The following is a 20,673-nucleotide window of genomic DNA, read 5'->3' on the forward strand; positions in this document are numbered from 1 at the left end:
AGGTATAAAATGGGAAAATTATTAGTATTTTTTATTGCTGGTTCTATCGGAATATTATTACGTTTTTTTATTTTAGGAAAATTTGACTTAGATCAACTTTTTTTATTGTTACTTTTCCCGATAGCGACTATTTTTGTTTATGGCATCATGCGCTATCAAATTAGAAAGGATGCTAGCTTCCAAGCAACTGGCGACCCATATGACATGCAAACTAAAATGGCTGAAAGATACAGCACAGGTTTGAAAGTTGTGACACATGGGAAAGATATAATTGGAGAGTTTAATCGCTTTTATAAGAAAAAATGGCATAGAGTAATAACTGAAGTAATAGGGAGTACATTTCACATAAACCTTACTTTTAATTTATCTAGTCATATAAAAATTGTAGGAATAAATGAGCATGCACTAGCTCGTAATTCTCAATGGGAAATTTATGAGAACAATAAGCTAGTAGGACAAATACGTACAGATCATAGTTTGAAAAATGTAGCAAAATTGAAAGAAACATTCATTTTAGAGCTTGGAGAAGAAACATTTAATTTTTATTCTTTAAGTATTGGCTCCGAAACAAAGGTGGAAAAAAATAACCTAGAAGTTGCTAATGGGAAGCGGAGAAAAGGTTCAATATATGGAATTACCGTAAACGAGGCTAACAAGCAGCATGAAGAAGTACTGTTCGCAGTGTTCGTGCTTTTCAATTACGTGTATGAGCAGTAGGTTACGAGTATAAAACTGATGATGATTAATTCTATTTCCAATTAAAAAAGGGGCTGTCCCATAAGTCTGTATAGACTAATTGGGACAGCCCTTTTCTTTTATTACTGTTGGTGCCGGAAAAGTGGCATTGGGAAACGATTCCCTTCCCAAATTGGCAATCAACAATGCAAAAATCTTCTCTTTTACATACAAAAAAATCGCCTCATTCGTTATAATGTAAGCGACCAAACCAACAAAAAACGAAAAGTGAGGCGATTTTTTATGAGTAACTCTTCGGCTACTTTCATTGATTATAACATGGGTCAATTGGTTCTACCAATGGACTTCAGTGATTTAATTCCAGAGGACCATGTGGTCCGCGTCATTCATGCCATGGTGGAACAGGTGAATGATGATATCTTCTTTTCCCAATACCAAGGGGGTGGCCGGAGCTCCTATCATCCCAAAATGATGACAAAAGTTATCTTATACGCCTACACGCAAAAAATCTACTCCTGCCGTGAAATCGCCAAAGCCCTTCGGGAACATCTCCCGATGATGTGGCTGGCCGGCCAACAGACACCAGATTTCCGAACCATCAACCGGTTCCGCTCAGAACGTATGAAGGCAATTATTGAACCTTTATTCACGGAGTTGATTAAGCTTCTAATCGATCAAGAGTACATATCCATGGACAACTACTTCCTTGATGGAACCAAAATCGAGGCGAATGCCAATAAATACACGTTTGTGTGGAAAAAATCTGTCCAACGTTACGAAGAAAAACTACAGGAAAAATTGGATCAAACATTCGCGGATATTGAAGATGCCATTGAGATGGATGAAAAAATACTTCCGGATGAAGGGTCTCCTGCCAAGCGAGTAACTTCGGAGCAACTCGAAAAAGTTGTCGAGCAGGTAGAAACCCAGGTAGAACAGGCGGAAAAAGCCGTCGAAGAAGAAAATGATAAGGAAAAGAAGAAAGAAAAAGGAAGTATTCCGTGCTAAACGACGTATCTATAAAACGTTGAGCCAGGACTACCTACCTCGTTTAAAAAAGTATGAAACCCAGCTGGCCACCTTCGGTGACCGGAACAGTTATTCCAAGACAGACACGGATGCCACCTTTATGCGAATGAAAGAAGATCATATGAAGAATGGACAACTGAAACCTGGTTATAATGTGCAGGCAGGAACAGAAAATCATTCATCCTCGGCTACTCGATCCATCAGCGTCCAACGGACACCCGTTTTTTGAACCACACATTCAAAAACTACAGGCCAGAGAGCTTCCGTTCCCTAATACAATTGTCGCTGATGGAGGGTATGGTGGAGTCAATTATAAATACGCAAAGAAGGAAGGGTTTGAAACACTCATTCCCTACAACACGATGCGAAAAGAGCAGTCCCGTTCGTTCAAGAAAGACCCAAGTCAGGTTATGAACTGGGAGTACAAGGAGGATGGGGATTATTACATTTGTCCGAATGGACGAAAAGTTCTTTTTCAATTCCACTCGCACCGTACCGATCGGTACGGCTATACGCGAACATTCAAGGTCTATGAATGCGAAGAGTGTAGTGGATGCCCATTAAAAGAAAAGTGCACGAAAGCAAAAGGAAACCGGCGCGTTTACTATAACCCGGCATTTGAACAACTGAAGAAGGAAGCAAGGGAAAACCTTTGGTGTGACAAAGGAGCACGTATCTACGCCAGACGAAAAGTGGAGGTGGAAAGTGTGTTCGGTCATATCAAGGGCAATCGGTCGTTCCGGCGATTTTCTCTTCGTGGGATCGATAAAGTAAGGATAGAGTTTGGACTGGTCGCGATGGCCCACAACTTCCTGAAACAGGCAGAGTGGAACCGCCTGTTTCATAGCGGAAATAAGCTCACACCGAAAAAGCCACGGAGAAAAATGAATATCTCCGTGGCTTTTTCATTTCAAAGAGGCCTTTTGAGACAGCCCCATCCAGTTATTAATTTAATACTCTTCTTACTACTCCGCTGAAGTGACTAGCCCAATATCCACTAGACATATTAGCTATCGCTACTCCAGTAGAGCTTTGAGAACCGATGAATTTTCCGCCGCCTACATAGATTCCAACGTGACCATTTGTCTTATACGTATTGAAGAATACTAAGTCACCTGGCTGCATTTGGCTTGCAGAAACAGCTCGTCCAACTCCAACTAGAGAAGATGTGCTTGCTGGTAAGCTAATCCCTGCTTGTGAGAATGCATAAGATACAAACCCAGAGCAATCAAATCTACCATTGCGAATATCATAAGCGTTTCTTCCGCCACCAAATACATACGTAGAGTTTCCAATGTATTTGTATCCAACACTAATCACAGATTGTGCACTTCCGCTTACAGTATTATTAGAGAAGGATGGTGTAGAAACACTTTGCGATCCTACTTGTGTAGATCTACCTGATTGGAAGGATGCTAGTTGACTTGCAAGATTCGCATCTTTCCGTTCAAGCGCTGCTTTTAACTCTTCATTTTTTTCCTGCTGAGCTAGAAGGTCTTTCTTCAATGCTTCGTTTTGTTCTTTTTGTTCAAGAATCTGTGCTTGCATTCCTTCGAGTTCGGTCATCATGCTGTTCAAATCTTCAAGCTTATTTTTAACAGAATCTTGTTTTTTCTTTACAGCTGCTTTATCTGCTTCTAAGTCGTTTAATAAGTTTTCATCCGCTTCCACAATCGTATTTACAGCGAACACTCGATTTATAAAATCACCGAAGCTTTTAGATCCAAAGATTACTTCTAAATAGCTAATTTCTCCGCCACTTTGTTGGAAAGACTGTGCACGTTCTTTAAGAATATCGAGGCGCTTTTCAATGCTCTTCTCTAAAGCAACAATTTCTTCCTCAAGTTTAGCAATTTCTGCTTTTGTATCTTTGATTTTCTTCTTCGTATCATCAATTTTTTGTTGGTTATCCTCGATAGCCTGGTCGACTCGTGCAACTTGCTCGTTCAACTCTTTTAAGTCTTTCTCTGCTTCAGCAATTACTTTCTCCGCTTCAGAAATCTTGGATTGAATGTGTGAACGTTTCTGTTGAATTTCTGCTTGTGTCTCCGCCTGCACAGATGGGATTGCGATGGTACTTGCCAATCCTACTGCAATACTCATGTTAAGAATGATAAGCTTTTTCTTTAGCACTCGATTCCCCTACCTTCCAAACTATCGTTTGTTGTATTTATGTAAACTATTAAATTTTCTATCTTTTAGCCTATTAATCTATCTCTTCTTGATAGGCACTTCGTAGTATAACATCATAAAATGACAGGAATGTAATACGAATATTACAATTCTGTTTCATTCGTTACAAAACCCTTCTTTTTTACAAAATGTTTCACAGAATAAAACCTCTAAAACACTGTTATGACAATGGTTATAAAATACATGTTGCATCGTGAAACAAATAAGACGAAATCGTGTTTTTTTGTCAAAAGGGAGAATTTATACGTGATTTTTGTGACAAAAATGTGTCAAAAGCAAAAAACACTCCCACTATTGGGAGTGTTTTACTTTTTTGGATATTTTTTTAAGTTTGGATTAAATGAATAAAAGTAGACTCAAGGCCATAACCATCATTCCAGCAATTAAACCATAAATAGAGGTGTGTGCTTCATCGTATTTCTTCGCAGCTGGTAGTAATTCGTCCAGTGAAATGAAAACCATAATACCAGCAACTGCAGCGAATATAATTCCAAACAGAATATCATTTAAGAATGGCATTAAAATTAAGTATGCTACAATTGCTCCCACTGGTTCAGATAGTCCAGACAGAAAAGATAATCGAAATGCTTTCTTCTTGTCCCCAGTAGCAAAATAGACTGGAACAGATACAGCAATTCCTTCCGGGATATTGTGAATAGCAATGGCCACTGCAATGGCAACACCTAGACTGGGGTCTTGCAATGCCGATGTAAAGGTAGCAATTCCCTCAGGAAAATTGTGAATTGCTATTGCTAGTGCCGTAAATGTCCCCATTTTTAAGAGAGCAGGATCATTTACTTTACTCGAATTCATATCCTCTACTCTTTTTACTTCATGAGGATTTCCTGATTTCGGAATAAATTTATCGATTAAGGCTATGAGCATCATTCCGCCGAAGAAGGCTATAACCGTTATCCAATTTCCTAATTGAACATCTAATTCCCCAACTAATGCATCCTTCGCTTTTACAAAAATTTCAATCATGGATACATAAATCATGACTCCTGCTGAGAACCCTAGTGCTAGTGATAAGAACTTGGTGTTGGTGGAGGAAGTGAAAAATGCAAGGATACTACCCACCCCGGTAGCAAGACCTGCCATTAGCGTTAAACCAAATGCTACTATTAATTCTTCTCCCATCGTGTTGCCCCTTTCTAAGTTCTTTTTACAAACATTCATCCCATTGTATGCAGAAGACATTTTAAAGTTTCCCTTATACAAGATTTTATCGTGGCGTCAATACACCGTCAATTAATTTATTTTCCTAGCATACAAAAAGCCGAGGTTTTTTCCACCTCGGCTTGTTCTCTACTTTTTACCACGAATTACTTCATCAATTATCCCGTAATCCTTGGCTTCCTTAGCATTCATGAAGTAATCTCGATCGGTATCCTTTTCAATTACTTCTTTTGACTGACCAGTCCGTGTAGCAATTATCTCATTAATATGGTCTTTTAATTTCAATATTCGGTTAGCAGAAATTTCAATATCAGTAGCTTGACCCTTTGCTCCTCCCAGTGGCTGGTGAATCATAATTTCACTATTTGGTAATGCACATCGTTTTCCTTTTGCTCCCGCTAGCAATAACAAAGCCCCAAACGAAGCTGCCATTCCAGTACAAATGGTTCGTACATCTGGCTGGATGTATTGCATCGTATCATAAATGGCGAAACCCGCAGTAGTAGAACCACCCGGACAGTTAATGTAAAGCGAAATATCTTTTTCTGGATCATCAGCTGCAAGAAACAGTAATTGTGCAACAATTGTATTCGCAACATGATCGTTAATCTCATCACCTAACATTATTATTCGATCCTTTAACAATCTTGAATAGATATCATAGGAACGCTCCCCACGGCTAGATTGTTCAATTACATATGGAATCGTTGTCATCCTTTTTCCTCCTCGGCATATTAAGCTGCTGCTAAAGAGAGTGTGTGATGGGATGAAGAAGAGAAAACCATTGCACAGGTTGGATTATGGTGTTTTCTTAAGCTTTCTATAGAAGGAAGTGCTTGTATCAATACTGTCGGTTCTTCGTTTTGGATAGCTAGTGTTACGAATTCTAATAACATCTCTTCCTCTCGCCAAAACGAAGAGAAGTCTTCTTTCTCATCTCGCTCCAAACGTTTTTTGGCTCGAATAAAGCTTGCCTTTACAGCCGTTTCTGTGGTATCCATTAACTGCGCGATTTCCTTAAAACGATAGGAGAAGACTTCTTTCAATAGAAATATGACTGCTTGCTTCGGTGTAAAGTGTTGTTTCAACATTTCCGAAAGGTGCATGGCAGACGGCACACTTTGATTCTCCTGTTGTGGAGACACAACCAGTGTCAGTACCTCTTCCCTTTTTCTTCTCCGAATCGTATCTATCCAATTGTTATAAGCAATCTTTTTTAGTAGTGATGATGACACAGACACCGGACCATAATGCTCTAGTGCTCTTACAATAGACTCCTGAGCAATTTCTTCACTATCCCACTTGTTTTTCGTTATAAACCGACAATATTGAATCAAATGTTGATATTGGTCCTCCCAATTCGTTCCTTCTATTTGGTTCTCTTTCTCCCTTACTTTTTTATACATAATGCGCACACTCCTTTCACACACTCCTCATAACTTAAACGATTCCATCCATTAAAAAGATACGGGGGAAGATTATTTTTTAAAAAGTTGCTAAATGTAGAGCTAATTCTTTAATTTTTTGGTCCGTTTCATCCTCTATCTTCTCTCGATCACGATTCTCATGATAAAACGTATCCCCTTTAATCAAGTGATCGGATAAATTTAAAATTGCAATCGCTTGTTTATTAAAATAGGATGCTACGGCTAATGTTGTCGCTGTTTCCATATCAACTGCTACGTGTCCGTTAGCCGCCCAATCCTGCACCATCTTTTCGGTTTCCACCATAATAGCACCTGTAGTAAAAATAGTACCTTTTTTATATTTATACCCTTTTTCTTCACAAAATTTTACCGCGGCATCTACAAGTATTGGATCCGATTGTACGATATTCGATGAAGGCAAATACCAATTGGAAACCCCATCCTTCATTTCAGCTGCCGTAACGATAAGAATATCTCCATATTGGATGTCTGGGGACAACCCTCCAAAATAACCGGTTTGTATCCATGTATTCGTTCCCATAACCGAAAAGCGATGAACGATGGTGGCAGCCATCGGTCCACCATACACATTGGCGAATCCTAACAATGTATTCTCATATTTACCAACCATACTGTTCCAACTTGGAATCCATATTTCCTCGATTAATAAGTCTTGCCAATTTTTCAGATTTTCAGCGTGGTCATGTTCACCATGAATGATAAAAGAAGAAGGTATTTGATTTTCGCTTACCTTAAATACGTCTAGCCAGTCTTCCTTTGAAAAGTCTCCATATAATTTCACTAACGTTGCTCCTATTCTTTGCTTCGTTTATTTGTCGGCTGCTTTAACCAATGTCTAAGTCCTTTTCCAGCATATGGCTCGTCCATATATCTCGGAATTACATGAAAATGACTATGTAAGATCGTTTGATTAGATGCTTCACCTACATTCCATCCTAAAGTAAAACCGTCCGGTTGATAGTTCTCCGTTACATATTTTTTGACCTTTTGGAGTAAATCATATGTATCCAGCCATTCATCTTTTGTTAAATCAAAGGTTGTCTGACGATGTTCTTTCGGGACAATCACACCACTCCCTACTAACACATCCTGCTCCAGATCGTGTTGTAAATAATAACAAGACTCCGTTTCAAACACGATGTTTTGGTTCGGGTCTTTATCTGGATTACAGAATATACAATCTTTACTCATGTTTCTTCATCCTTTCCCAATCGAATTCATGATTCTATTCTATTAATTGTGTTACTATAATAAAATAGTATCGCATATTTGCATTACACGTAACCTAGGAGGAACAAAAACAGATGGATTACATGCACTCAATATTAGGACTAGCTATTTCCACAAGTGCCCTTATTGCACTTCTAAAAATTATTGCCATTGATATTATCCTTTCTGGTGATAACGCAATTGTTATCGCAATGGCGACCAAGAACCTTCCCAAAGAACAACAAAATAAAGCAATTTTTTGGGGAACTGCAGGAGCTGTTATCTTACGTATCTTATTTGCTATTGTCATTGTTTATTTATTGCAGATTCCTTATGTACATTTAATTGGAGGGCTTCTTCTACTTTATATAGCCTACAAAGTTTTAGTGGAGGATGAAGAGGAAGCACACATTAAATCTCACAACGGTTTACAGAAAGCAGTTATGACTATTATTATTGCAGATGCAGCGATGAGTCTAGATAACGTAGTTGCAGTTGCGGGAGCAGCTCATGGCCATATTGGTATGATTGCTTTAGGTGTACTGATTAGTATTCCTATTATGATATTCGGTTCCAAATTAATCGTAAAGGTACTGGAAAAATTCCGTTGGATTGCATACATCGGTTCAGGTATTTTAGCTTGGACAGCAAGTGAAATGATTACCGAGGATGATAGTGTTCTTGAGTTACTAAATCTTTCACACGGGACAATTACTTACGTCATTTCCGCAATCATCACAGCTGCGGTCTTGCTATCCGGTTATGTCACTAATCAACAAAAAATCCGAAAAGCATAGCTATATACTCGCTCAAGAACGCCCACTACTATTTCGTAGTGGGCGTTACTTATATAATCGTTCCATATAAATCGTAAAAATAGTCTTCAGTTTTTCTTTCGGTAGTTTAGCGGGCTCAAATAATGCATGAATAGCTAAACCATCCACCAATCCATAAAGTGCTTCGGCTTCTTTTTCAACGTCAACTTCTGCTTTTAACAGGTTCTCATGTTGTAAAGTATTCATAAGCAGTTGCACTCCTTCATATACTCCGTCCGCTTCCAAGCTTTTTTTATCCTTTTTATGTCGAATATGTACGATATAAGAAAACCAAACTTCCATTTCCACACGTGTCTGTTCGTTGGTCGGCACCATCTCTAGTAACATCGCAATTACCTTTTCTTTTAATGGAATGTTTTGTGCGGCAATTCTCTCAATCCGGTTTGTTGCTCGCTCCTTCACTAACTCCATCGTATAGGCTAGCAATTGATCCTGACTAGAAAAATAATGCCTTAAAGCACCTAATGACAAATTCGCCTCCTCCGCAATGTTTCGAACAGATGCATGCTCGATTCCTTTTTCTACTATCACGCGCCATGTCGCTTCCGCAATTTTTTGTTTTCTTTTTTTGTGATCTACTTTTTTTGGCATATCTTTATTTTACCAAGGAATAAAAGTGGATTCAATTTTTTAATACAGTTGTATTACTTAAGGTTCGTTGCTATACTTTTATTCATACAGATGTATTAAAAAGAGGTGAATATATGATAACCGCTTTGATAATTACGTGCGAAATATTATTTTGGGTTGTCATTTTGCTCGGACTTATAACTAGATATGTATTACGAAAGGAAAAGGCTGGACTGTTTCTTTTAGCTTTAAGTCCATTATTAGATCTAATGCTCCTAATCGTAACCGGATTTGACTTGTACAGAGGGGCCACTGCTACACCTGCACACGCAATAGCCGCCGTATATATTGGGGTATCGATTGCATTTGGAAAAAGCATGATCCAGTGGGCAGATGAACGATTTCAATATTATTTCTTAAAGCAAGGGGCAAAACCGCAGAAACGGTATGGATATGATTATGCTAAGCATTACTTCACCGGATGGCTACGACACGCACTTGCCTATATGATAGGTGCTTCATTACTCGTAGGAACCATTGTATGGATTGACGATTCAAGTAAAACAGAAGCACTATACGGAATCCTAAGAATTTGGTTAATCGTCGTAGCAATAGACCTCCTCATCTCCATCAGTTACTTTATCTGGCCACGCAAAACAAAATAAGAGTGCCTGTCACCACCCGGTATTTGGTGAAAAATGTCGAATACATACAAATGCTCCTCTTGGATTAGCAGATTAGGGATAATAATCTGCTAATCCAAGAGGAGCGTTGTAAAGTTAAGCAAACCGTTAACAGTTCTTTATCACAAAACCTTCGTCATAAATACGCTATTCGTATCTTCTTTGTAATCTGCAAATGGCCCACAATATTTAAATCCGAAGCTCTCGTACAGCCTTCTAGCTGGAAGAAACGCATCCATTGAACCAGTCTCTAAACTCACTCGAGTATAGCCACGTTTTTTACTTTCCTCTAATATGTGCTGAAGCAACTTCCTTGCTACCCCCTTCCTTACATGATCAGGAGAAGTCTTCATCGACTTTACTTCTCCATGGTTCATACTTAATTGTTTAATCGCTCCACATCCCATCAGTGCATGACCATCCCATGCACTCCAAAACGTAATATCTGGTTTTCTTAACGATTCCAAATCAAGTGCATGGATGCTTTCAGCTGGAGAATGTAACGTCATATTATGAAGATGTTCCCCTATTAAGCTTGCAATTTCAGGTCCCCTCAAATCATCAACTATAATTTTCACGGATACGTCTCCTCTACTAAAATGTTAACCAAATATTCGCCGTAGGTTTCCATAACCCTTCTTACAAGCCAATATTTATGATGAACTCAATGTTTGAAGTTTCATCTTCTTCAATTATCTCCACCGCAAGCTCCCTAACTAATGTTTGAGTGGACTCAAACTCACTACGAACATCACGATAAGCTTCTTCAAGCGCTTGCTTCGAATCCAACCTTCCTATTGTTACGTGCGGATTATAAGGAAGATCCTTCCGTAAAAAAGGCTGAAGAACCCTTGAATACAAGCGGTCGTGAATCTCAACAAGCTCTTCCACTCCCTTACCAACAGTCAAGTAAAGAAGGTTGTCATCTGTCCTTGAAACACCATTCAATTCTATGATAAAAGGGTTCACCCCATCCAAAATATCCCTTACATGCGTTTCCAAACTTTCCTTATCTAATTCACTTTTAAAAGGAAATACTAACGTAACGTGGGGATTTATCTTTCCGAACAAAGTGTCATATTTCTCTCTCCACTTTTCTATCCGGTTCATGTTAACAAACTTAGGGAACACACATATAGATCTTGTAATCAAGGTAGGTCCCCACCCTCTATACGTGCAATAAGCTCCTTTTGTTTTTTTATATCCATACCAACCTCTGTTACATGGTGCCCCGATTCCTTTAACCATCTTCCAACATCTCGAATTGTTTCAGATATAGGTCTTGTTTTTAACCCTACATCCTTTGCCTTATCGACATTGATCTGAAAAACCCCCTTTTCCTCCCAAGCGTTTGGAACCCAGAAAGGAAGCTCAACAAAGGGCTGGACATTTTCTTCTAAGTGTTCATCTTTCGCCCAATAAATGGTGCAAGTGGGATTCAACATACGTTTGCATTCTGCTAATACATCCTCAAATGTATATCGGTTCGGTTCACTTGTAAGATTATAGGTACCAATTAGTTGGCGTTCAATTGCATCAATAAGCCATTCTGCTAAATCTCTAGCATCTATAAACTGCAAATATTCGTTTCGGCTTCCTGGACCTAATACTTTTTCATTTCTTAAAATCCTATCAACCCAGTATGTAAACCTGTCACTATAGTCATACGGTCCAATGATAAATCCTGGTCTTACAATAAGGTGATGATCAAATCCATCACGAACCTTCTCCTCACATAGTACTTTTAATGGACCATACGTTTCCGGCGTTTTTTCTTCTGTTATTGCACCTTCCATAAAAGCTAATTCTGCTTCTTCTGTTTTATTTGGTTCGATTAAGTCTTTATATACGGACACCGTTGAAATAAATATGTATTGCTTAACATTATTTTTTAAAGCTTGAACGGATTTCTGTACAATGCGCGGAACGTAACCGCACGTATCAATGACTGCATCCCATTCCCCGTTGGTCAGTAAATCGATATCCTTATCTCGATCTCCTCGAATTTTCTCGACATACGGGAATAGTTCTGGATTACTTTTCCCACGATTAAACATGGTGACCGCATGCCCTCTTTTCACAGCACGCTCTGTGATGTGTCTTCCTACAAAGCTTGAACCTCCAATTACTAGTATTTTCATCCTGATTCCCCCTACTCCCTAAATAGTATCACAGTCTACAGATGGCAGGAAAAAATATAGTGATAAATAAATTAACAGTTTTCGAGCATTGATTCACATTTCCTTTTTTTCTGTCGGATGCTCGAGTATTTCCTCGGAAATATTCGGATGGACGACGATTAAAAACGATGCTCTACGCATCGTTTTCTAGTCATTATAAAAATGGATTATAAAACCGATTCCCATCATAGAAAGTAATCAATAAAGATCCCACCAACAATAAAACAAACAATCCGATGGCAACATAATCAATAAATGCAAATTGGCGACTACGATACCATGTTCTTTTTTTATGCTTTCCAAATCCTCGAAGCTCCATCCCATTACTAATCACTTCAATTCGGTCCAAACTCGAAAAAATAAGTGGCATTACAATAGATATTGCGTTTTTAACCCTAGTCAAAAACTTCTCATTTCGGGATAAATCTATTCCACGAGCTTGCTGTGCTAATGCAATTGTTCGATAGTCTCGCTGAATATCTGGTATATATCGTAAAGCAATTGCAACTGCATAAGCGATTCGGTAGCTAACACCAATTCGGTTTAAAGAAGAAGCAAATTCACTAGGATTCGTCGTTACGATGAACAATAAGGCAGCAGGAATCACAACAAAATATTTTAACGTAATATTTAACTGATAAAAAAGTTGTTCTGCCGTTAGATCATAATGGCCCGGAAGCTCCCACCACACATGAGCGGTCCCATAAATTTCAACCCCTTGTTGCGGCGCAAATACGTAAATTGCGATATTGTTTATAAGAAGAAACAGTAAAATAAGTCCTAAAATAAAGGAAACTTCTTTTAGTTTTATATTGGAAACGACAAAAATAGCTATACTTAGAGTAAATAGCAGCACTAAGATTCTAGTATCGTACGTAAGCATCGCAGCAAACGACCACAAAATAAAACATACTAGCTTCGTAGCACCTGTTAGGAAATGAATTGGAGACTTCCGATCAATGTATGATAACATTTCTGATGCCACGATTATCGACCCTCCCTGTCTACATTTATGAAATGTTGAACAAACTCTCTTGGATTTTCAATCTCTAATTTAAGAGCTAATTCGAATAAAGAGGTTTCTTTAAGATTGGCTACCTTAATTACTTCTTCATTTGTAATAATCCGCACTGCAGAATCGTCAGCAACTATTTTCCCTTCAGAAATCACGATCGCTCTTGATGTGTACTCCAGCATTAGATGCATGTCATGTGTAATTAAAAGAATAGTGACACCAGACTCGTTCAGTTTTTTTAAGAATTCCATGAGTTCCGTGTAATGTCGGTAATCTTGTCCGGCAGTAGGTTCATCTAATAGTAGAACCTCTGGGTTAAGAACTAGAATAGAAGCGATTGTCACTCTTTTCTTCTGTCCGAAGCTCAAGGCAGATATCGGCCATTTTCGATAGGCATACAACCCACAAAGCTTTAACGTTTCTTCAACTCGCTTCGTTATTTCGGCTTCTGGAATTCCACGGGCTTTTAAGCCTAATGCTACCTCATCGACAATCATATGCTTGGAAATCATATGATTTGGATTTTGCAGAACCATCCCAATACGCTCAGCGCGCTCTTTTACAGTTTCAGTCGTTATATCCACTCCATCTAACAGTATTCGTCCTTCTGTAAGCTTCTCAAATCCACAAATAAGCTTGGAAAGCGTCGATTTTCCAGCTCCGTTTTTTCCTACTATACTCACCATTTCTCCCTTTCCAATTTCTAAGGAAACATTATGAATTATTTCCTCTTCTTTCGAATACCCGAAGGAAATATTCTCTAGTTGAAGTCTCGCTTCACGCTTAATAGCTTGAGCACTCGCAGGTGTTGAATCAAACCAATTCCGTATTCTATCTTTGCAAGTGGAGATGTCCAATGAGTCCATATGCTGCGGATGCATATCCGGTGTAATCGTACACCCTGCCAATCTCAATGCTTTTAAATATAGTGGTTCCCGAACATCATTATCTGAAAGCGTGGAAGAAGATAGAACCTCAGCAGGACTGCTGTCCATCACTATTTTTCCATGATTCATCACAACAATCCGATCCACGTTTTTAAAAAGAACATCTTCTAGACGGTGTTCGATAATCACAATTGTCTTATGCAATGTTTTGTGAATAGAATCGATTAATGAGATTGCATGTTTTCCAGCAGCCGGATCGAGGTTGGCAAGCGGTTCATCGAACAATAAAATATCTACATTATCTACTAGCACGCCCCCTAGAGCAACACGTTGTCGTTGACCACCTGATAATTCATGAACGGAAGCATCTATATATTTCTCCATATTCACGAGACCCGAAACCTCTCTTACTCGTTCCTTCATCTGTGACTGGACCCATCCATCGTTTTCTAAAGAAAATGCAATATCTTCTCCAACCGTAAGTCCAATAAACTGGCTATCCGGATCCTGTAGAACAGTACCTACATGTTTGGAACGCTCAAAGATGCTAATATTAGTTACATCTTTTCCTTTTATGTTGAGCTTTCCAGTAATATCCCCTTGATACGAAAACGGGGCCAATCCGTTTAAGCAATGACCTAATGTACTTTTTCCGGAACCCGACGGACCAACGATTACTACCTTTTCACCTTCGTGTATGGTCAAATTAATGTTATGTAAGGTCGGATTTGTTTGGCTACGGTATTTAAACCCAAAATCGACGAATTCTATCATTGGTTTCCCCATTATAATTGTCCCCTACAATTCTTTTTCTCTTATTCTACCATTAATATAAAAAGAAAAAAGTCGAGATTTATTCTCGACTTTTTCTCTTTAAGCATCTAGTTCAAGACTATTACTTTTACTTCGCGTTTTCGCATAAGCAGCCAAAAGAATTGTGCCTAGCACACCAGCAGTAACGATGTTAAATCCTCCTGCTACTAATCCTTGTAGGAAAACTTTATTCGCTGGTTCGGCATAAATAAGAATATCTAATAATGGCGCTAGTACAAACCAGCCTACTCCGTTCGCTACAATCTGCGCAATATTAAAAATAGCAATATGCTTCCATCCAAAGTTCCCTTCTTCGACATTAAGTCGTTTGGAGAAAAGCCCGATTGTTAACCCTACAAAACCGGAAACGATAACCCAACTCCACCAAACAGAACCCCATACAATGGCATCCGTTAACGCGTGACCGATGAACCCAATCAATAATCCTGCAATAGGACCAAACAATACAGCCATTAAAGCTAAAAACGCATAGGATGTCTGAAAGTTTGTATTCGGTACCCCTGTGGGAATGGCAGCAAATCGGTTCAAAATAACGAATACAGCAGTACCAATTCCAATTGCTACAATTGTTTTTGTTGCAAGTCCTCTACTCATTTCTACTTCATCTCCCTAACTATAAATTATTTTTGGTGCTTTTCTTATCGAAATTCGCCAGCTTGATCCTGTACCAATGTTGTATGCTTTGGCAAAAGAGCCTTGATTAATAGCTACTGCAATGTTGTCTAAAGAATTAACATACACCAATGGTTCACCGACACAAATATCAGCGAATGAACGACCATAGGTCATTATATTTTTATAGATTTTTCTAGAATCATTAAAAATGGTTACTTCTAATTGCTCTCCATATAGAACCTCTAGAGACAAAAACAACTCTCGGCTGATGTTGGTCCATAGATTTCCAAATCTGACATCAAGTATATCAATAATACCTGAAATTTGATCCTGTTGTTTATCAGGCTCGATAAATGGCAATGTAACAATGGATGATAGCTCTAACTCTGGTCCCACTTCTTCAAAACGAATGACATGAGCCGCCAACCGCGCTCCTGTGTATGCATAAACGTCACGACCATGAAATGTATGAGATGCACCAGATTTCGGCAATCGATTTACCTTTTCATCTATAAACCTTGCTTCTTTGATTCCAACCTTGTGCTGAATGTGGGTAAGTGTACCATTATCAGGTGTCACGATATAGTGATTGGAATTCGTTTTGACAACTACACTGTTCCGATCTGATCCCACACCCGGATCAACTACCGATACAAATACCGTTTCTTTCGGCCAATAGTCAACAGTTTGTAGTAAACGATACGATGCCTCCCAAATGTCGTACGGGGGTATATCGTGTGTTAAATCGAATATTGGAATATTCGAATCCACAGAGAAAGCTACCCCATTCATCGCATTTACCGCCCCATCACTTAATCCAAAGTCTGTTTGTAATACTAATGCTTTACACATACATACTCCCCTTTCTCCTTGTTTTCACCAAATTACATATCGAATAAGCCATTCCTGTTAACTGTTAAGAAAAATAGTACGAGCTTTGCTCATCTTCCTCCTCTCTAAAAACTTACAAATAAAAAACCACGCCCTTATCATATATCTGATAAGGACGTGGTTGGATTCACGTGGTACCACCTTAATTCACTATTTGCTCACACAAATAGCCTCAACAAGTACAGAACATCTTACATTCTTATACCGTGGTTTGGATAACGAGTACCAAATCTCGTCGAAGCCTACTAATATCAGTCGATACGTTCAGCCCGCGGCTCAGAGTCCATTGTTCAAATCCGTATTTTTGCTTCTTTTCAGCTACCGAAGCTCTCTTTAAAAAATAACTAGATTTTACTTTTTCTCGTCACTGCCTTTTATTATTGAGGATAATATTATACGAAATAGAAAACTTATGCAATACTTTTTTGAATTTTTTTAATTTTCTCCCTCAATATAGGTGAATGTCACGTTTGAAACTTCTGCATATGATATTTCAGTTACTTTGGCAAGAGGGAGTGATTTACATTTACTATGCATCCCTATTTATATTAGCTATTGCAGTAAGTCTAGATGGATTTGGGGTGGGATTGAGTTATGGATTAAGAAGAATTAAGATCCCTTTCATCTCTATTCTAATTATCACATTCTGTACAGGAATCGTTATCTTATTGTCTATGTCTTTTGGAGAAATTATCACCTCTTTTATTGGCTTACAAGCAGAAAACCAAATTGGAGCTTGGATTCTTATTCTCGTTGGAATTTGGGCTACCATTAATTATTTCAAGAACGGAGAACGAACAGAGGAAAAATCAGCTCCTCCAATTAAACAAGAACAACCAACTAAAGTCATCCGTATTAATCTAAAGTCCATCGGTTTAGTTATTGAGATACTTAAGGTTCCTTCTGCCGCAGACTTAGATAATTCAGGAACAATAAGAGGCTGGGAAGCCGTTTTATTAGGAGCAGCCTTATCACTCGACTCTTTTGGAGCAGGAATCGGAGCCTCATTTATGGGATACTCTCCTAGTTTTACCGCCATTACCGTTTCCATCTTAAGCTGTCTCATGATTTTTACTGGGTTGAGGATTGGATTAACCTTTGCAAAAGTTACCTGGCTAAATTACATTTCCTTCCTACCTGGCGTTATCCTAATTGCGATCGGTCTTTCTAAGTTATGGTAACAAAAGAACCAGCCCTTTCATTTTTGATTAGGGCTGGTTCTTTATTAGGACTGAAATATTAAAAGCTTCACTTGCTTTAAAAATAGTTCTTGTAAGGATAAAAAAACGAACCAACCAAATAGTCCAAATCCTAGAGATACGATGAGTGGTAAGGAGTGCTTCAAACCAATGTAAACAATAAATAGTAGGAACGCAGTTGCAGGAAATCCCCATAGGACACCTAGAACAAAACGACTTAGTGTCGGATTTTGTTCTCCTTGAGCTGATAACCATATGATGCTCAAGATACTAACGAGTGGTAGTGCAGCTACAACACCACCGTAAGTAGGAAACCTTCTTGCAACTTCTGTAATGATACCAATTACAATGGCAGATACAATCACTTTAATTAGGACGAACATGCTGAACAGCCTCGCTTAATAATTGAAGTCCTTCTAGTATCTTTTTTTGATCACGTTCTTCCAATTTTTCCATAATAGCTTGAAGTTTTTCCTCATCTAAACTCGTATTGCGATATAAAACCTCTTGTCCTAATTCTGTTAAAGTTAAGATAACTTTCCTTTCATCCACAACATCTCTTTGCTTCCTTACATATTTCTTTGTCATTAACCGTTTGACATGCTCAGATGCTGTATTCTGAGACACATCCATTTTTTCAGCTAACTCATTTATACCGGTCTGACTCGTTTTCTCAATATGCTGCAGAATACGAATGGTTTGGTGAGTAAGTTTTTCTTTATGTTCGTAATGTAAGTGATAATAAATATCGGTCCAATATTTGTTCATGTTTTCGTATGGATGTGCCATTTCATCCTCCTATTATATCTTATAAATAGAATAAATCGTGTATCACGATATATTATACAAATGAATATATAATTAGTCAAAACAAAAGAGACCCGTTCCAATAAAAACGAGTCTCTCCATCTCTCATATGTAAACTGTGGCGGAGAAGGTGGGATTCGAACCCACGCGACAGTTGCCCGTCCTAATGCATTTCGAGTGCATCCCCTTCAGCCGGACTTGGGTACTTCTCCTTGATATGTGAAAATCACATCCTGTATTTTAGTAAAGATAGATTCATATTTCAAGTTACAGGCTTTCTAATCTATCACATATATATCGTGTCATTCATCATATTCCATAACTTCGAGCTGGTATCCAAAAGGGCCTTGAATAACAAAAATATGACCAGGAGTACAAGGCATTGGGTAGTCAAATAACACGTTCATTCCGGGGCGCTTTCCTATCGAGAAAATCTGCTTCCGAGGATTACATTATTCCCATGGAATTCGCTATCCAACTTTTTCAGAATAATAGGTATCCCTAGTACTGAGCCACTCTAAAATCTAACAGTACCGTAAAAAAAGAATTCGCTTTTTCTACGTTCGGTACCTTATTCATCACACAAACTCTTTTATTGTACAGCAGCTTCTAAGATGGAGAACGTCTTCGATGCGCAATCAATCTCTGCCATAGCTCCATAAGGTAGAATACATTTTGGTTCTGTATGGCCAAAATTTAAGTTATACAGAATTGGTGTGTCTGTAAGTCCGTATTCTACCATAACACCGGTTATTTCTTCTTTATACTCTTCGTAATATTTCTCGTCCTTTGGTTTCCCAAAAATAATCCCTTTAGCAGCTTGAAGAATACCTTGTGCTGCGTAGTTACGTAACCAATACCGAATATAGTCTGGTTGTGTATGATCCTCTGATGTCTCAAAAAATAAAATACTATCCTTCCAATCGTCAGGCTTTGGCCAAAGAATCGTACTTTTAGCGAATTCTAATACTTCTATACACCCTCCCATTAAACGCCCTTGTACTTTACCAGAGCCTTGCAGTAACTCATATCCTTGATTTTTGTTCATTATTCGACGCTTATGTTTATTCTCCTCTACCCACAATAAGTGTTCACTGGTCCACTCCGCGGCAGGTTCAACTTCCCCAATTACCTTATCAGAAAAAAGTGTCTTTTCTATCCACTTTCTAGTATAAGCATCCATTTCTATATTTTCCGCGAAATCCGTCAGAATAGCTGGTCCATAGAAAGAGGAAAGCCCTGCTTTATGGCAAAATAAGTGAGAAATGGTCACGTCTGAATATCCCATAAATATTTTAGGGTTTTGCCGGATCACATCGAAATCGATATAAGGAAGTAACCGAATGCTGTCCTCCCCTCCTATATTACAAATAATCGCTTTAATCATTTTATCCTGAAAAGCTTGCATGAAGTCTTCTGCTCTTGCTTTTGGGTTCTCATAGGTATAGGTCGTACCTTTTAAGCTATTAGGCATTGCTACTACTTCAAGACCAAATACCTCTTCTAATCTCTTCACTCCTTGTTCGTATCTCCACTTTAACTCCGGATCCCCTGCTCCACCCCAGGAAGGACTAATCGTTGCTACTCGATCTCCCTTTTGAAGTTTATTCGGTTTTTGCAACATCGATAATATACCACCTTTCCTAGCACAAACGTTTTTGTAAAAAGTATTGGCTGTATCCCTTTGGGTGATCTTCTACGATTCCAACGATTTCGAATCCTAACTTCTGATAAAAATCTGGCGCTTGGAAACTAAAGGTATCTAACAAGATAAGTCGACAGGTATGTTCTTTTGCAAAGGCTTCCAATCGATTCATTAATTGCGTGCCATACCCTTCTCCACGAGCCTTTTCCGACACCCACAGAAAATCGATATGTATATGGTGCCAGAACATTGTCCCTGTAATTCCACCTATCGTTTCTCCCGTATCATTCTTCACTACAAAACTAATCTCTTCCAGTGGTGTCTTAATATCGTCCGATAGCTGCTTCATATTAAATTCAATCAGCTTTTTACGAATATATTTAGAATCTTCTTCCTTCCCTAACTGAATACTTCCCATGCATACCCCAACTTTCTACTCCTATTTTTGCAGCTCTTTAAATTTCTTTTCAAGTTCGGTTACTCGGCTCTCGAGCTCTTTTTTGTCTTGCTTTGATCCATTCGTAATACGATTAATGATAACAAAACATGTCATAATTACGAGAACTAATCCTAAAACCATCCATAGTAAAAGATCCATATGTACACTCCTTCAGCAATTTATATATATATGTTTAAAGCCAAGTTGTTGTACCGTTCGTTGGACTCATGTTTGTGGTATTCATCTTAACACAAATAGATAGGTTGATATCTTAAATCCCAATTTTTTTGTAAACATACAAATATTTGAAATTAGTTA

At 38.4% G+C, this 20,673-nt stretch carries 25 protein-coding genes, 1 tRNA gene and 1 other annotated feature; of the genes, 6 read left to right on the forward strand and 20 right to left on the reverse strand.

Annotated elements, in window-relative coordinates; all coding sequences use genetic code 11:
• The first annotated feature begins 9 nt into the window (after positions 1–9).
• The 3 genes from FN924_RS13155 (at position 10) to FN924_RS19385 (ending at position 2,702) form a co-directional block, all read left to right on the forward strand.
• Complete coding sequence (locus FN924_RS13155; RefSeq protein WP_143895215.1) at positions 10–717, forward strand: tubby C-terminal domain-like protein; 708 nt, start codon at positions 10–12, stop codon at positions 715–717.
• Between the two features lie 261 nt (positions 718–978).
• A complete protein-coding gene (locus FN924_RS19380; protein ID WP_228409439.1) occupies positions 979–1,704 on the forward strand; it encodes a transposase in 726 nt (241 codons plus the stop codon).
• 173 nt (positions 1,705–1,877) lie between these two features.
• On the forward strand, positions 1,878–2,702 hold the full coding sequence (locus FN924_RS19385) for a transposase (protein WP_228409440.1): 825 nt from the start codon (positions 1,878–1,880) through the stop codon (positions 2,700–2,702).
• Here FN924_RS19385 and FN924_RS13165 read toward each other — a convergent pair.
• From FN924_RS13165 to FN924_RS13190, 6 genes are all read right to left on the reverse strand, one after another.
• A complete protein-coding gene (locus FN924_RS13165) occupies positions 2,671–3,858 on the reverse strand; it encodes a C40 family peptidase (protein ID WP_228409441.1) in 1,188 nt (395 codons plus the stop codon). The two genes, FN924_RS19385 and FN924_RS13165, sit on opposite strands and share 32 nt — an antisense overlap.
• Positions 3,859–4,254: 396 nt before the next feature.
• Positions 4,255–5,058 carry a zinc transporter ZupT gene (gene zupT / locus FN924_RS13170; RefSeq protein WP_143895220.1) on the reverse strand — a complete coding sequence of 268 codons (804 nt, stop codon included), beginning with the start codon at positions 5,056–5,058 and terminating at the stop codon, positions 4,255–4,257.
• Positions 5,059–5,226: 168 nt separating this feature from the next.
• Complete coding sequence (gene clpP / locus FN924_RS13175) at positions 5,227–5,811, reverse strand: ATP-dependent Clp endopeptidase proteolytic subunit ClpP (protein ID WP_143895222.1); 585 nt, start codon at positions 5,809–5,811, stop codon at positions 5,227–5,229.
• A 20-nt stretch (positions 5,812–5,831) separates the two neighbouring features.
• A complete protein-coding gene (locus FN924_RS13180) occupies positions 5,832–6,503 on the reverse strand; it encodes a sigma factor-like helix-turn-helix DNA-binding protein (RefSeq protein ID WP_143895224.1) in 672 nt (223 codons plus the stop codon).
• A 79-nt stretch (positions 6,504–6,582) separates the two neighbouring features.
• A complete protein-coding gene (locus tag FN924_RS13185; RefSeq protein ID WP_143895226.1) occupies positions 6,583–7,326 on the reverse strand; it encodes a phosphorylase family protein in 744 nt (247 codons plus the stop codon).
• 11 nt (positions 7,327–7,337) lie between these two features.
• Complete coding sequence (locus FN924_RS13190; protein ID WP_143895228.1) at positions 7,338–7,736, reverse strand: HIT family protein; 399 nt, start codon at positions 7,734–7,736, stop codon at positions 7,338–7,340.
• A 113-nt stretch (positions 7,737–7,849) separates the two neighbouring features.
• Here FN924_RS13190 and FN924_RS13195 point away from each other — a divergent pair, with 113 nt between their 5' ends.
• Positions 7,850–8,551 carry a TerC family protein gene (locus tag FN924_RS13195; protein WP_143895230.1) on the forward strand — a complete coding sequence of 234 codons (702 nt, stop codon included), beginning with the start codon at positions 7,850–7,852 and terminating at the stop codon, positions 8,549–8,551.
• Positions 8,552–8,596: 45 nt separating this feature from the next.
• Here the strand turns inward: FN924_RS13195 and FN924_RS13200 are convergent, their stop codons facing one another.
• Complete coding sequence (locus FN924_RS13200; RefSeq protein ID WP_143895232.1) at positions 8,597–9,181, reverse strand: TetR/AcrR family transcriptional regulator; 585 nt, start codon at positions 9,179–9,181, stop codon at positions 8,597–8,599.
• Positions 9,182–9,294: 113 nt separating this feature from the next.
• Here FN924_RS13200 and FN924_RS13205 point away from each other — a divergent pair, with 113 nt between their 5' ends.
• The gene (locus tag FN924_RS13205; protein WP_143895234.1) at positions 9,295–9,825 is read left to right on the forward strand and encodes a hypothetical protein; all 531 of its coding nucleotides are present in this window, start codon (positions 9,295–9,297) and stop codon (positions 9,823–9,825) included.
• Positions 9,826–9,965: 140 nt separating this feature from the next.
• Here FN924_RS13205 and FN924_RS13210 read toward each other — a convergent pair whose 3' ends face one another.
• From FN924_RS13210 to FN924_RS13240, 7 genes are all read right to left on the reverse strand, one after another.
• Entirely contained in the window at positions 9,966–10,421 is a 456-nt protein-coding gene (locus tag FN924_RS13210; RefSeq protein WP_143895236.1) for a GNAT family N-acetyltransferase, read from the reverse strand.
• 61 nt (positions 10,422–10,482) lie between these two features.
• The gene (locus FN924_RS13215) at positions 10,483–10,995 is read right to left on the reverse strand and encodes a 2'-5' RNA ligase family protein (protein WP_158634005.1); all 513 of its coding nucleotides are present in this window, start codon (positions 10,993–10,995) and stop codon (positions 10,483–10,485) included.
• Positions 10,992–11,984, reverse strand: a complete 993-nt coding sequence (locus FN924_RS13220) for an NAD-dependent epimerase/dehydratase family protein (protein ID WP_143895240.1) — start codon at positions 11,982–11,984, stop codon at positions 10,992–10,994. Before FN924_RS13220 ends, FN924_RS13215 begins: the two co-directional genes overlap by 4 nt.
• A gap of 193 nt (positions 11,985–12,177) precedes the next feature.
• Positions 12,178–13,008 (reverse strand): energy-coupling factor transporter transmembrane component T family protein, encoded by an 831-nt coding sequence (locus FN924_RS13225; RefSeq protein ID WP_143895242.1) that lies wholly within the window; start codon positions 13,006–13,008, stop codon positions 12,178–12,180.
• Between the two features lie 2 nt (positions 13,009–13,010).
• Positions 13,011–14,711, reverse strand: coding sequence for an ABC transporter ATP-binding protein (locus tag FN924_RS13230; RefSeq protein ID WP_143895244.1), 1,701 nt, complete (start codon positions 14,709–14,711; stop codon positions 13,011–13,013).
• A gap of 87 nt (positions 14,712–14,798) precedes the next feature.
• Positions 14,799–15,353 (reverse strand): ECF-type riboflavin transporter substrate-binding protein, encoded by a 555-nt coding sequence (locus tag FN924_RS13235; protein ID WP_143895246.1) that lies wholly within the window; start codon positions 15,351–15,353, stop codon positions 14,799–14,801.
• A gap of 15 nt (positions 15,354–15,368) precedes the next feature.
• Positions 15,369–16,226, reverse strand: coding sequence for an SAM hydrolase/SAM-dependent halogenase family protein (locus tag FN924_RS13240; protein WP_143895248.1), 858 nt, complete (start codon positions 16,224–16,226; stop codon positions 15,369–15,371).
• Between the two features lie 147 nt (positions 16,227–16,373).
• Positions 16,374–16,642, reverse strand: a binding site (T-box leader).
• A 93-nt stretch (positions 16,643–16,735) separates the two neighbouring features.
• On the opposite strand from FN924_RS13240, the gene ytaF reads away from it, so the two are divergent.
• Positions 16,736–17,446, forward strand: a complete 711-nt coding sequence (ytaF, locus tag FN924_RS13245) for a sporulation membrane protein YtaF (protein ID WP_228409442.1) — start codon at positions 16,736–16,738, stop codon at positions 17,444–17,446.
• A 44-nt stretch (positions 17,447–17,490) separates the two neighbouring features.
• Here the strand turns inward: ytaF and FN924_RS13250 are convergent, their stop codons facing one another.
• The 6 genes from FN924_RS13250 to FN924_RS18910 all read right to left on the reverse strand — a co-directional run bounded on the left by FN924_RS13250 (position 17,491) and on the right by FN924_RS18910 (position 20,514).
• Complete coding sequence (locus FN924_RS13250; RefSeq protein WP_143895252.1) at positions 17,491–17,847, reverse strand: DUF3147 family protein; 357 nt, start codon at positions 17,845–17,847, stop codon at positions 17,491–17,493.
• Positions 17,831–18,253 (reverse strand): MarR family winged helix-turn-helix transcriptional regulator, encoded by a 423-nt coding sequence (locus FN924_RS13255; protein WP_143895254.1) that lies wholly within the window; start codon positions 18,251–18,253, stop codon positions 17,831–17,833. Before FN924_RS13255 ends, FN924_RS13250 begins: the two co-directional genes overlap by 17 nt.
• Before the next feature lie 137 nt (positions 18,254–18,390).
• Positions 18,391–18,483: transfer RNA gene (locus tag FN924_RS13260), tRNA-Ser, on the reverse strand.
• Positions 18,484–18,863: 380 nt separating this feature from the next.
• Entirely contained in the window at positions 18,864–19,895 is a 1,032-nt protein-coding gene (locus tag FN924_RS13265) for a S66 family peptidase (RefSeq protein ID WP_143895256.1), read from the reverse strand.
• Positions 19,896–19,914: 19 nt separating this feature from the next.
• Entirely contained in the window at positions 19,915–20,334 is a 420-nt protein-coding gene (locus FN924_RS13270; protein WP_143895258.1) for a GNAT family N-acetyltransferase, read from the reverse strand.
• 21 nt (positions 20,335–20,355) lie between these two features.
• Positions 20,356–20,514, reverse strand: a complete 159-nt coding sequence (locus tag FN924_RS18910) for a hypothetical protein (RefSeq protein ID WP_158634007.1) — start codon at positions 20,512–20,514, stop codon at positions 20,356–20,358.
• Positions 20,515–20,673 lie beyond the last annotated feature (159 nt).

The organism is Radiobacillus deserti (assembly GCF_007301515.1).
GTDB classification, from domain to species: Bacteria; Bacillota; Bacilli; order Bacillales; family Amphibacillaceae; genus Radiobacillus; species Radiobacillus deserti.